The 12,957-nt window shown below is 63.6% G+C and carries 8 protein-coding genes; 5 read left to right on the plus strand and 3 right to left on the minus strand.

What is annotated here, in order from left to right; genetic code table 11:
* Nucleotides 1–195: 195 nt before the first annotated feature.
* Both ACJYUO_RS14995 and ACJYUO_RS15000 read right to left on the minus strand, forming a co-directional pair.
* Nucleotides 196–3,846: a DNA polymerase II large subunit gene (locus ACJYUO_RS14995; protein WP_494346156.1), complete on the minus strand. Its 3,651-nt coding sequence runs from the start codon at nt 3,844–3,846 to the stop codon at nt 196–198.
* Between the two features lies 1 nt (nt 3,847).
* A complete protein-coding gene (locus tag ACJYUO_RS15000; protein ID WP_494346157.1) occupies nt 3,848–4,267 on the minus strand; it encodes a PPC domain-containing DNA-binding protein in 420 nt (139 codons plus the stop codon).
* Between the two features lie 376 nt (nt 4,268–4,643).
* Here ACJYUO_RS15000 and ACJYUO_RS15005 point away from each other — a divergent pair, with 376 nt between their 5' ends.
* From ACJYUO_RS15005 to ACJYUO_RS15025, 5 genes are all read left to right on the plus strand, one after another.
* Nucleotides 4,644–6,224, plus strand: a complete 1,581-nt coding sequence (locus ACJYUO_RS15005; RefSeq protein ID WP_494346158.1) for an ABC transporter substrate-binding protein — start codon at nt 4,644–4,646, stop codon at nt 6,222–6,224.
* A 105-nt stretch (nt 6,225–6,329) separates the two neighbouring features.
* Nucleotides 6,330–7,331 carry an ABC transporter permease gene (locus tag ACJYUO_RS15010; protein WP_494346159.1) on the plus strand — a complete coding sequence of 334 codons (1,002 nt, stop codon included), beginning with the start codon at nt 6,330–6,332 and terminating at the stop codon, nt 7,329–7,331.
* Between the two features lie 2 nt (nt 7,332–7,333).
* Nucleotides 7,334–8,368: an ABC transporter permease gene (locus ACJYUO_RS15015; RefSeq protein WP_494346160.1), complete on the plus strand. Its 1,035-nt coding sequence runs from the start codon at nt 7,334–7,336 to the stop codon at nt 8,366–8,368.
* Between the two features lie 2 nt (nt 8,369–8,370).
* Nucleotides 8,371–9,564, plus strand: coding sequence for an ABC transporter ATP-binding protein (locus ACJYUO_RS15020; RefSeq protein ID WP_494346161.1), 1,194 nt, complete (start codon nt 8,371–8,373; stop codon nt 9,562–9,564).
* Complete coding sequence (locus tag ACJYUO_RS15025; RefSeq protein WP_494346162.1) at nt 9,557–10,891, plus strand: ABC transporter ATP-binding protein; 1,335 nt, start codon at nt 9,557–9,559, stop codon at nt 10,889–10,891. The genes ACJYUO_RS15020 and ACJYUO_RS15025 overlap by 8 nt, the downstream gene beginning before the upstream one ends.
* 1,122 nt (nt 10,892–12,013) lie before the next feature.
* On the opposite strand, the gene ACJYUO_RS15030 is transcribed toward ACJYUO_RS15025, so the two are convergent.
* On the minus strand, nt 12,014–12,775 hold the full coding sequence (locus ACJYUO_RS15030; protein ID WP_494346163.1) for an IclR family transcriptional regulator: 762 nt from the start codon (nt 12,773–12,775) through the stop codon (nt 12,014–12,016).
* Nucleotides 12,776–12,957 lie beyond the last annotated feature (182 nt).

The following is a 12,957-nucleotide window of genomic DNA, read 5'->3' on the forward strand; positions in this document are numbered from 1 at the left end:
TCGCCGCACTCGCGGCGAACCGCGTGACCCGGGGAAGGGCAGGCAGTTCACCGAAGTCCGCCGCGAGCGACCGCAGGGAGCGAGCGGGCCGACGACTGATGTGGGCGAGCAGCGCGAGCGAACGGAAGGAGGAGTGCTTTTATACTAAATTTTGCCGAGGGCCGCCATAGGCGGACCGCAGAGTAAAATTTAGGTTTACATGAAGTCTTCAATACCGCTCTGCTTGTTCTTGTCATTCTCGAAGATGCTCTCGAGCGAGCGCTCGAGCACTTCTAGCCGCTGTTTCGTGTAGTCGCGACAGTCGTACTCGTCGGCGACCTGAATCGCGGTTTGCATGTACTTGTTCACAGAGCCCTTGTGGACGGTGAGGTTGACCCGGCCGCCGCATTCGCGGCAGTCGCCGGTCAGGGGCATCCGCCGGAACTTCTCGCCGCAGTCGAGACAGCGGGTTTCCTGCCGGGAGAAGGCCCGCAAGTTGCCGATCAGGTCCGGCAGGAAGTGGTACTCGATGACCCGCTCGGCCACGTCCGTTTCGTCGACGGCCGCGAGCTTGCGCGAGAGCTCGAGTTGGGCGTCCATCTTGTCCATCATCGAGCCGAGCGTCTTGTACGCCGAGAGGTCGGGCCCCATCGCGATGTCGGTGGTGTCGTGGGTGTGCTCGAAGCCGGTGTACTCGAGGTCGGTGCCGAGGTTCTCCTCGGCGATTTCGACGTCGACGTCCTCCGGGTCGGCCTGCTCGCGGGTCGCGAGGTAGAACTCGCGAGGGTACTGCGAGACGACGTCCATGTTGTGGGCCTCGTCGTCGATCTCGGAGGGGTCGATCCGGGAGGACATGACGAGGGGGGCGTCCATCTTCCCCCCGCGCTGGTCGGGCAGGAAAGACTTACTGAAGTTGAGAAGTCCGTCGAGAAGTAGCATCACACAATCTTCGTCCCCATCGCAATTCCGGCGCTTTGCGGCGTGAAAGTACGGGTGCGCGTATCCGACCGCTGCGCTCGTGAAGCCGATCACTCTCCCGACAGTTGCCGCTGACGTGTGCGGTGCCATCCCGAAGACGAGTTCGCCGACCAGATCCTGCCGGTCCTCGAACTCGTAGTAGGGCTCGAGGCCGTAATACTGCTCGAGGAGGTCGTCGATAAAGGCGGCCGTCTGCAGCATGTGTTCGGCTGCGCCGTCCGAGAGGACGATGTCTTGGACCTTGAGCTCCACGAGCTGGTCCTCGTGGGTGAGCGGTTCGCCGTGGATGTCCTCCTCGTAGCCGAGCGCCTGGAGTTGGCCGACGTCGATATCGAGTTCGCTCGCGCGGACGGAGGTGACCGGCAGGTCGGTCATGTCGTAGCGGACGGTGCCATCCTTGAACGAGGACACGTCGTGTTTCGCGCGGAGAATCCCCTTCTCGATGGGTTCGGGGATCTTGGTCGACGACGTAAGTCCCTTGACCCCTTTCAGAATCTCGAAGGCGTTCTCGCGCTCGCCGACTGACTCGAGGGCGTCGCGGTACTCCTCGTGGACGTCGATCTCGCGGGGTTCGACGCAGGTGCCCTCGCGCTCGCAGTGGTCGCACTCGACGCGGCCGGCCTCGTCGGGCTCGAGGCGCTGGTCGCAGTCGGGACAGCGGTAGTCCGGCGTCGTCCGAGTGTTGCAGTCCGGACAGCGGTTCTTGAACGTCTCGGTGCCACAGGACTCACAGCGCTGGCGACCGATCTGCAGTTCGACGACGCCGGGAGTATCCGACATCGTCTCGGCGTGTTTGGCGGCGTCGGCGACGTTGCGCTGCGTGCCGCCGGCTTCGCCGATCGGGAACAGCGTGTGGACCGCCGGGCTCAGATCGCGGCTCTCGGACTTCTCCGGCCGGCCCATCCGGTTGCCGACGCGGGTCGGGGCGCGTTCGCGGACCCGAAACGGCGCGACCTCGTTGGCCGCCTCGATGGCGTTGTCGCCCTCGGCCTCGGTCCCCCACGTTCGGGCGCGCTCGGAGAGGTCGGCGTCTGCCCACGTGCGCTCGAGTTCGACGGCGGGCTCTTGGGCCTCAGGCTCGAGGGCCGCGCCGTCGGCCGCGGTGCGTCGCGGTTCGCAGCCGACCGTGCGGACAAAGGGCCGCCAGTCGTCGATTTCGATGCGGTCCTCGTCCGGGCGCTGGCGATGCTCGAGGACGATCCGCTCGAGGGCATCGCGGACGGATTCCGTATAGTCGAGTACGAGCGTCGAGTCGCCGTCGAAGTCGCCCTCGATCCGACCGTCCGCGACGGCCGCGGCGAGAGCGCGGAACGCGTCGACGGAGATATCGTGCCAGAGGTAGGTATACTCGGGGTGGAGCGGCGTGTCGTACTCGGTGGCCCACTCCACGGCTTCCGCGGGCTCGGGGAACTCGAGGTCGAGACGGGGGTCGTCCTCGAGCGCTTGGACGTCCGCGCCCGCGGCCTCGAGGTCCTGTGCCCACCACTCGTAGGTGTAGGAGGCGGGCGCGAGCGGGTGGTTGTTCTCGACGAACTCGCCGTAGTTGACGAGATACTCGCCGAGGTCGAGGATGGCCTCGACGCCGTTTCTGATCTCGAGGGCGTCCTCGGGGTCGTCGATCCGTCGCACGTCGCCGTTTGCCAGTTTGACCGTCGGCCCTTCGAGCGAATCGACGGGGACGACCCCCGCCGCTTTGCCGGGGCGTTCGGTTTTGATCTGCGTGCCGGTCGCGAGGAAGTCGTCGACCAGATGCATCGCGGCGGGGTGGACGCCGGCGGTCGCGAAGCCGTGGTTTCGCGCTCGGCCGTAGCGGAGCCGGAAACCGCCCCTCGCACAGGGGTGAGAGAAGACCGGGCGGCCGGCGATCAAGTCCCGGAGGAACTTCTCGGATGTCTCGACGCGGGGCGGTCCGTCGGGTTCGTCCGCGTCGCCATCGTCGGATTCGTCGTCCACGGCTTCGCCCTCGTCGCTCTCCGCAGCCTCCTCGTCCGTCTCGTCGCCGTCACCGTCGGCGTCGTCGGAATCGTCGGCAGCTTCGTCCTCGTCGTCGGAGTAGTTGCCGTCGATGAGGTCCTGCAGCCACGGCCAGTCAACCTCGTCGAGATTGCGGGTGTAGCGCTGGATCTTCGGCGCTTTCAGCGCGATCCCCTCGCCGAGGACGAGACACATCCCGCCGCGGGCGCTGTTGGTGTCGACCCGCTCGAGATCGCGGAAGCCCGAAACCTCCTCGTCGCCGGTGGCCTCCCCGTCGAGCATGATCGGGAGGTGTTTGGCGATGAATTTGGCCTCCTTGGCCTTCGGGCAGTACTGGAGTCCCGTCTCCTTGTCGTAGAGGGCGATCTCCTCGGCGTAGCGTTCGACCTCCTCCTGGCGGATGTTGTACTGTTCGATGCCCACTAATGCGCGCGTGTAGTCGGCCACGAGCACCGAGAGTGCTTGTGCGGTCCCGCCGGCCGAGCGGATCGGGCCGGCGTAGTAGACGTTGACGAACTCGGTGCCGTCGTCGTTCTCGAGGATCTCGACCCGGTCGATCCCCTCGATGGGCGCGGCGACGACGCCCTCGGTCAGAAGCGCGACCGCGGTGCGGACCGCTCCCTCGATCTTGCCGGCTTTCGTCTCGTAGTCGCCGACGCGGCCCTCGGCGAAGTCCTCGGCGAGTTCCAGCGCCGCCTCTTCGCGGCTCATCTGGCCCTCGAGTTCGCGGACCCGCTCGGCGACGCCCTCGATTCCGAGAATGTTCTCGACGCGGTCGGCCATGTCCTTTGCGACCGGAATCTCGACCTCGGGTTTTGGATCGCCGCCCCGTTTCTTGGCCCGCTCGGCGAGGTCGAGGGCCTCGTCGAGTTCCGCCTCGAGCCCCTCGAAGTACCGTTCGTCTTCCGGCCGCATGTCAGAGCCAGAGGTCGAGTTCGGTGGTCTCGTCGTACTCGCGCTCGAGGGGCTCTTCGAAGACGCGCATGTAGACCTCGCCGGCCCAGACCGTGGCTGCGTTCAGGTGCCCGGAATAGGTCGTCCCCTCGTCGTCCGAGAGGACGGCGTGCGTGTGGGCGAAGCGCTCGTTATCGAGCCACGAGACGTTGCCGACGCAACTGGCGACTTCCAGCGGCTCGTCGAACTCGATCGGGTAGTATTCACACTCGTCTTGGTCGTAGAACCAGCATTCGGCGTCTTTGACCGCGCCGAGCGCAGTAAACCATGCGGCGTCGGCCTCGACGTCGTCCGCGAGCGACTCGATCTCGGCCCGCCAGTCGGCACCGTGCTCGAGGCTGGCGACGTATTCGTCCGTGGTTTCGACGGCTCGGTAGTTCATACGCACTTACTGTGACGGCCGGCAGAAAAAGCCCACCGGTCGCGCCGCGGCGGGGTACAGCGCGAGCGACCGCGGCGTTGTCGGATCGCCCATCGTTTGCGACCGACCGCGCGCGACGCGAGTTCGGAGCAGCTGCCCGGGGAGATAGCTCCCTCTTGCAACTAATACCCACTGATACAGTAATTATTCGAGTATGTAACCGGCCGATGGTCGACTAACCGCGAGAAAAACCGACTGATATGTACAGTGTGTCGCAGTAATGTACAAAAATCGAACTCACACGAGAGAGTACGAGTCCATTATCGAGCAGTAAAAAGCGATTTTCACGTGTTACCCTGTTGATACCAAAATAGGAGGGTTGCTACCACACAGCAGGATGGTGCCAAATCAGTCAACGACGCGACGACGACTCCTCACCTCAGGGGCCGCCGTCTCCGCGGCAGTGGTCGCAGGGTGTATCGGTGGGGGTGGCAGCGGCGACGGCGACGCCTTCCACTTCACGCAAGAGCAGTCCCGTGAGGAGCAGTTCGACCCCGTCATCTCGAACGATGCCTACAGCTTTCAGGTAATACAGCTCGTCTTCGACGGACTCTACGAGTTCGACGAGGGTCTCGAGCTCCAGCCGAAGCTCGCGACGGGCGAGCCGACAGTCGAGCGCGACGGGACCCGATACATCTTCGAAATCGAGGAGGCCGCGGAGTTCCACAACGGCGACGACGTGACCGCCGCCGACGTGGCCCACTCGTTTACCGCGCCCGTCGAGGAGGAGACCGAAAACGCCGCCGAGTACGACATGATCGAAAGCACCGAGGTCGTCGACGACTATCAGCTGCAAGTCGACCTCGGCGAGGAGCCCTACGGCCCGTTCGAACTCCAGACGATGGGCGTGACCGTGGTTCCCGAATCCGTCCGGACCGACGACCGCGACGCGTTCAACACGGACCCCGTGGGGTCGGGTCCGTTCACGTTCGCCGAACTGCAGGAAAACGAGTACGTCGAGATCGAGCGCTGGGACGACTACTGGGGCGACCTGGACCCGAACCTCGAGCGGGTTCGCTTCGAGGCTCACGACGACGAGGCTGGTCGCGTCTCCGACATCCGCTCGGAGAACACCGATGCCATCGCGGGCATTCCAAACGACGACTGGGACGTTCTCGAGGGCGAAGACGGTGTGAACCTCCACTCCGCGGAGAGCCCGACGTTCATGTACATGGCGTTTAACTGCAACGAGGGGCCGACGGCAAACGCCGACGTGCGGCGGGGGATCGCCCACTCGTTCTCGATGGAGGACTTCATCGAGTCCAACGGCGCGAACGTGACCTCGCCGATGTACAGCCCGATCCCGCCGGTCGTCAACGAGGTCTGGGGGTTCCCCGAAGACGAGTATCAGGACCTCCTCCCCGAGTACGATCCCGACGAGGCCCAGTCGCTGCTCGACGAACACGCGCCCGACGGCTTCGAGCCGACGATCATCACGCCGGAGGGGATCCGGGCGCAACTCGCCGAGCGGATCGCCACCCGGCTGGACGAGATCGGCTACGGGGCGGACGTCCAAGTGCTCGACTTTGCGACGCTGGTCGACACCTACACGACCGGCAGCGCGGACGACTACCAGATGTACCTGCTGGGCTGGACCGGCGGCCCTGACCCCGATTTCTACCTCTACTCGCTCTTCCACGAGAGCCAGGAAGAGATCAATCAGGGTCACTTCTACGAGGGCAGCGACGGCTTCCACGATACCATCGCGCAGGCGCGTAATTCGGCCGATCAGGACGAGCGGTACGACCTCTACGAGCCCGTCATCCGGGAAATCGTCGAGGAACTGCCGGCGCTTCCCGCGTTCACGCAGGACAACACGATGGCCTCGAGAGAGTACGTCCAAGACCTGCAAGCGCACTCGGAGGTCACGCGAAATCCGGACCTCATCGCGGATCACGCGAACGTGTCGATGGAGTGAACACACCGGTCGTCGGGTCGGCTGCGGCGGTCGGCGGCTCGATCCGACAGCCGGTCCGGAGCGGTCCGAGCACAGCGACGAGACGACAACCCGACTCGCGAACCGATGAAACTACTCAAGTACACGATATACAGGCTCCTGCAGGCGATCCCCGTCCTGATCGGGATCTCCGTCATCACGTTCCTGCTCGCGAACTTGGGGCCGGGCGACCCGGTCAGTCTGATGTTGCAGGGACAGGAACACAGCGAGGAACTGGTCCGGACGATCGAGCGGCGGTACGGACTCGACAGGCCGCTCCACGAGCGGTACCTGACCTACATGGGCGGCCTGCTACGGGGCGATCTGGGACAGAGCATCCACCACCAGCGACCGGTCGCCGAGCTGATGGTGAATCGAATCGGACCGACGCTCCTGTTGGTCCTGTCGGCGTACGCGTTCGCGCTGGTGACGGCGATTCCGCTCGGGATCATCGCCGCCAACCGGCGAAACGAGCCGACCGATCACGTCTCGCGGATCGCCGCACTCGTCGGCGTCAGCACCCCCTCGTTCTGGATCGGTATCGTCCTGATCCTGCTCTTCGCAGTCACACTCGGCTGGCTCCCCTCGAGCGGGCTCATCTACCCCTGGCGGCCGCCGAGTGCCTACCGGGGGATCGACGGTCACCTCGAGCTGTACTACCAGTCGGCCAGACACCTCCTGTTGCCGATGATCGCGCTGGGGACCTTACAGATGGCGACGATCATGCGCGTCGAGCGCACCCAGATGATCGAGTCGCTACAGGGCGAGTACGTGAAGTTGGCTCGCGCGTACGGCGTGCCCGAGCGGACGATTCTGCGAAAGCACGCGTTCAACGTCGCCCAGCTGCCGATCATCACCATCGTCGGACTGAACCTGTCGACGGCGATCGGCGGCGCGGTGCTGGTCGAGACGGTGTTCAACATCAACGGGATGGGACGGCTGTTCGTCAACGCGATCTCGACGAACGACTACCAACTCGTGATGGGGATCACGATGTTGCTCGGGTTCCTGTTCGTGATCGGTGTCATCATCACCGACATCTCCTACGCGTACGTCGACCCGCGAGTCACCTACGGTGAGCGTGAGTAACCATGGCAGTCAGTGAATCACAGTTCGAGAGCGGCCGAGAACCGGCGTCCGAAGACGAGGAGGAAGTCGAAGCTCGCGTCGGCTGGCGCTACACGCTCGCGCGGATCAAGCAGGATACGACGGCCCGCTGGGGGCTGTACGTCGTGACGGTCGTGCTGTTCGTCGCGATCTACGCCGTGGTCGACAGCAACCTCTCCCTGCTCACGTTCGGGCTCCTGTCGGATTTCACGTTCGCGCGACTGCTGCCGATCTTCGATCACCCGACCCACATCCCGCCGCCGGGCGAGGGGACTCAACACATGCCGCCGTACTTCCCGCTCGCCGAGCAGGCGTGGAACCCGCTGCCAGCGGGCGGCACGATAGAGCATCCCCTCGGCACGGACCACACCGGGCGGGACTACTTCACGCGGATCGTCTACGGCACGCAGGTGTCGGTGTTCGTCGGACTCGTCTCGACGTTCATCGGGCTCGCCGGCGGGACGATCATCGGTGCCGTCGCCGGCTACTACGGCGGCCGGGCCGACGATATCCTGATGCGGGCCGTCGAGACGGTCTACTCGATCCCACCGCTGATCCTCATCATCGTCTTCACCGTCTTCGTCGGCGGGGCGAACATCTGGTATGCCGTCCTCGGCGTCGGGATTACGTTCATTCCGGTCTTCGCCCGCATCATCCGGAGCCGGGTCCTGAGCATCCGCGAGATGGACTACATCGAGGCGGCGCGGGCGGCCGGCGTGAAAGACCGCCACATCATCATGCGACACGTCGTGCCGAACAGCTTCGCGCCGGTGCTGGTGTACGCGACGCTCCAGATCGGCGTGACGATCCTCATCGTCGCCGGGCTCTCCTTCCTCGGCTACGGCGCACAGCCGCCGACGCCGGACTGGGGTCAGATGCTCAACGTCTCACACGGCTACATGCACTCGAACGTCTGGCTCTCGATCTGGCCGGGTATCGCGATCATGATCACCATCATGGGCTTCAACCTGTTCGGCGACGGCCTGCAGGATGCCCTCGACCCCCGAATCGACGACTAACAATGAGTTCCGAACCACTACTCCGCGTCAAGAACCTCAAGACGCAGTTCTTCACCGAAGCCGGTACAGTACGCGCAGTCGACGGCATCTCCTTTACCGTCCGCGAGGGCGAAATCGTCGGTCTCGTCGGCGAGAGCGGGGCCGGCAAGTCGGTCGCCTCGATGAGCATCATGGGGCTGGTCGAGGCCCCCGGCGAGATCGTCGCCGGCGAGATTACCTACAAAGGCGAGACGATCTTCGGCCTCGAGGAGGGCCCCGACGGCGAATTACGAAAGCGAGACGACGCCCTCTCCGACGAGGAGATCCGGACCCGAATCCGGGGCAACGAGATCGCGGTGATCTTCCAGGACCCGATGGAGTCGCTCAACCCTGTCTTCACCGTCGGCGGCCAACTGCGGGAGTTCATCGAACTCAACCGCGGGCTGGCCGAAGACGAGGCCCGTGCAGAGGCGATCGACATGCTCCGGGAAGTCGGCATCCCCGATCCCGAGGAGCGCTACGAGGAGTACCCCCACCAGTTCTCCGGCGGGATGCGCCAGCGCGTACTCATCGCGATGGCACTGGCCTGCGAACCCAGCCTCATCATCGCCGACGAGCCGACGACGGCCCTCGATGTCACCGTCGAGGGCCAGATCCTCGAACTGGTCGACGACCTCCAGGCGAAGTACGGGACGAGCTTCGTCTGGGTCACCCACGATCTGGGCGTCGTCGCCGAGATCTGCGACCGGGTGAACGTGATGTACCTCGGCGAGATCGTCGAGCAAGCGCCCGTCGACGAGCTGTTCTACGACACCAAACACCCCTACACGAACGCCCTGCTGGACTCGATTCCCCGCCCCGATCGAACCGTCACGGAACTCGAGGCCATCGAGGGAGTCATGCCCGAGGCGATCAATCCGCCGTCGGGCTGTCGGTTCCACCCGCGCTGTCCCGACGCGCGGGAGGTCTGCAAGCGAGTCCATCCCGAAGCGAAGGTGGTCGACGACGCCGGCGGGGAGCCCCACCGCGCGGCCTGCGTCCAACACGACGCCTTCGACGCGGGCTACGACGAGAGCCCGCCGCTCGAGGGGGCCGCCGGCGGCGAGTCGACCCTGCGAGGCGAGGGGATCGGCGGCTCGGAGTCCCAATCCGGCGCGGAGTCGGAACTCGCAGCCAATCCGACCGCCGACGACAGCGGGGGTGGGAGCCGTGAGTAGCAGCATTCGGTTAGACGAAGAGCGCAGTTACGACCGGGAGGGGCCACTGCTCGAACTCGAGGGCGTCACGAAGTACTTCTCGCAGGAGTCGGGTCTGCTCGCGGGCCTGCAGTTCGATCCGGACGCGTTCCCGCCGATCAGCGTCGATCGAGAGCACGTCGAGGCGGTCGACGACGTCTCACTCGAAATCCGGCCCGGGGAGACGCTCGGGCTGGTCGGCGAGTCCGGTTGTGGCAAGAGCACGCTCGGGCGGACGATCCTGCGCCTGCTCGAGCCCACCGAGGGGGACATCTACTTCAAGGGGGAGAATCTGGCCGACCTCGGCGGCGAGGAACTCCGGCGGACCCGCTCGGACATGCAGATGATCTTTCAAGACCCCCAGTCCTCGCTCGATCCGCGGATGAAGGTCGGCCGGATCATCGAGGAGCCGATGCGGGCCCACGACATGTTAGACGACGAGGGCCGGGAGGCGCGGGCAAAGACTCTCCTCGAGAAGGTCGGCCTCGATCCGCGCCACTACAACCGCCACCCCCACTCCTTCTCCGGCGGGCAGCGCCAGCGGATCAACCTCGCGCGAGCGCTGTCGGTCGACCCCGATTTCGTCGTCTGCGACGAGCCCGTCTCCGCGCTGGACGTCTCCATTCAGGCGCAGGTGCTGAACACGATGGACGAACTCCAAGACGAGTTCGGGCTGACCTACCTCTTCATCGCCCACGACCTCTCCGTGATCCGCCACATCTCCGACCGCGTCGCGGTGATGTATCTCGGCCACATCGTCGAACTCGCCGCAAAAGAGGAGTTATTCGAGAACCCACAACACCCTTACACCCGCGCCCTGCTCGAGTCGATTCCCGTCCCCGACCCGCGGGAAAACGGCGCGCGCGGCGTACTCGAGGGCGAGGTACCGAGCCCGGTCGAGCCGCCGTCGGGCTGTCGGTTCCGAACGCGGTGTCCGCGCCTGATCGCACCCGATGAGTACGACTGGGGCGACGGGGAGTGGGCTCAGACGCGGGCGTTCATGCGAGCGGTCAAACGGCGGTCGTTCGAACCGATGCCGGCTGCGGAGCTACGACGAGAGTTCTTCGACGGCCGTCCGCCGGGGGGCGAAGCGGGATCGATCGTCGAAGATGCGATCGACCTCGTCGCCAGCGACGGCGGGGGCGGTCACGAGGCCGACGACGAAGCCGAGCGCTGGGAAGCGGTGACCGACCTGCTACTCGAGTCCTTCGCCGAGCAAAGCGTCTGTGCGCGCGAGCGACCGGCCTACGAACTCGAGACGGAATACGGTAATAGAGAACATTTCGCGGCCTGTCACCTGCACCGGTGAATCGAGTATAGCAGCGACTCGCGTCTCGATTCTCAATCCCAAAAGAGGAAGAGAAGCACCGTAATTAGCGCCATAATTCTATGGATTTTCCAAGTCGGATAGTGAGCCGTCAGAGAAGGCTGGTCCGGACGACAGTCAGTTCTCCTCCCGTAGCGACGCAAAGAAATGACAGTTAGAAAAGTATAGTACTATACTGGTAGTTTTTGCAGAGTTCGACTGTACCGGGCTCGAGAGAACTCGATTTCGACTCGAGAAAGGAGTTACGAGTCGAGCAGTCACAGTGGAAAGCGGTCACGCTTTGAGCCACTATATATTGTGTTTTTTGTACAATACTATCTACCCTCGGTCGTGGCAGTGATTGTATTTATCAGCGGACAAGGCGAATACCCCGAGGCGATTCACGCGATCCACGATGACTTCGCTATTGGGCGACCGCGAAGCAGTCTGCTGTATCAGACGAGCACATCGTTCCCCTAGAGTGAACGACGAACACACTGACACGATCGCCGTGCTCCCGCTTTCGCTCCGACGAGCCGTCAGAGTCTCCCTCGTAGCACACGCGAAGCGAACCGAAGAGCAGTATCGACAGACTGTCTCTCTGACCGGTTCGCTTCTCGAACCAGTTCGACGATAGTGTCAACTGAATCGAGCGACACACCGATCGGACGGTCCGCGGGTCTCGCGTACGGTGCTCTCCGGCCCGTACCCGTTGTGCGATAGGGTGTATATTGACCGTCAGTGGCTCCCACACACCAGTATATCACAACTACCACAATACTATATGCGATCTGTTGTGAACCTTCTCGAGGCCAAGTGGTTCGAGACGCCGAAAGCGGCTTGGAATTACGGAAGCCAAAGCCTTCCGTACGACCCAAGGGACTCGGCCTGTTCCTTCTGTAAATTGAGGGTGAAGATTATAAATCTAACAGATAGTTGAAATACTCGATGAGCGTAGCTCAGAGCTGCTACTCTCGAGGAAAGACATAAAACCGGTCGTGAATCGTCCGAAGAGATCGAAGCGACAGTGAAAAAACGGCAAGCTAACTCGAAAACGCTCGTGAAGCCGAATCAGACACGATTGAAGGAATTTGCGAGGGACCCGAATCAGTCGAGTTCGGCCGCTCACGTTCCGTACCGATACTTGATCGTGATCGAATCGGTCGTCTCCTGTAACTTCTGGAGGAGCGTCCGCTGGTAGCGGTCGTCCTTGATCCGTCCCGTGGGGCTGACGATGCCGACGGCCCCGTCCAATCGGCCGTCGACGAGGATGGGTGCGGCGACGAGTCCCATTCCGGTAACCTGTTGGTCCCAGTCCACGGCGTATCCTTGCTCTCGAATCCCGTCTAACTCTGCCCGTAACGTGCCCTCGTCGGTGATCGTTTCGTCGGTCACCCGTGCCAACCCCCGCGTTTCGATGATTTCGTCGGTTCGCTCGTCCGGGAGGTGCGCGAGAATTACCTTCCCCGTCGCGTTCGTGTGCAGCGGTATCGTCATCCCGGAGTAAATGCCTAACTCGAGCGAGCGTTCGCCGAACGTCTTGTGCAGGATCACCGCCTGTCCCGATTGCTCGACCACCAGCGACACGAGTTCGCCGGTTTGGTCGGCGAGGTCCTTCAGGAACCCCTCGGCCACTTGGAAGAGGCCGTTTCGGTGCTTGATTCGGGAGCCGGTCGTGAGAAACCGGTAGCTGAGCCGATACTCGCCGCCGTCGTTGATGACGTACCCCGTCTCCGCGAGCGTGCGAAGGTACGCGTGTGCGGTGCTCTTCGGGATGGCTAGCCGAGTGGCGACCTCGGACGGTCCCGCACCGTTGACCTCCCACAAGGTCTCGAGGACGGTGAATGCCTTGAGCACCGACGACATCGTGGACGTTCCCTCAGTCATATGTATCCGTCCGCCCGGTCGTCGATAAATCGTTCGGTTATGTTGGACGTTATTCGCTCGTCGGCGCCCTACTCGACCCGAAACGCGATCCGGAACGGGCACGTGGTAGAGATCTCGTCCATTTTCGTCCACTAGTGATGGACGAAATTAGCGGAATACCGGCACTTTCCAGCGGGTAATTA

It is taken from the genome of Natrinema sp. CRL1, assembly GCF_059162405.1.

Coding starts and splice junctions, on each gene's coding strand:
- ACJYUO_RS14995 (WP_494346156.1), bottom strand. CDS start 3,846: ATGCGGCCGGAAGACGAACGGTACTTCGAGGGGCTCGAGGCGGAACTC.
- ACJYUO_RS15000 (WP_494346157.1), bottom strand. CDS start 4,267: ATGAACTACCGAGCCGTCGAAACCACGGACGAATACGTCGCCAGCCTC.
- ACJYUO_RS15005 (WP_494346158.1), top strand. CDS start 4,644: ATGGTGCCAAATCAGTCAACGACGCGACGACGACTCCTCACCTCAGGG.
- ACJYUO_RS15010 (WP_494346159.1), top strand. CDS start 6,330: ATGAAACTACTCAAGTACACGATATACAGGCTCCTGCAGGCGATCCCC.
- ACJYUO_RS15015 (WP_494346160.1), top strand. CDS start 7,334: ATGGCAGTCAGTGAATCACAGTTCGAGAGCGGCCGAGAACCGGCGTCC.
- ACJYUO_RS15020 (WP_494346161.1), top strand. CDS start 8,371: ATGAGTTCCGAACCACTACTCCGCGTCAAGAACCTCAAGACGCAGTTC.
- ACJYUO_RS15030 (WP_494346163.1), bottom strand. CDS start 12,775: ATGACTGAGGGAACGTCCACGATGTCGTCGGTGCTCAAGGCATTCACC.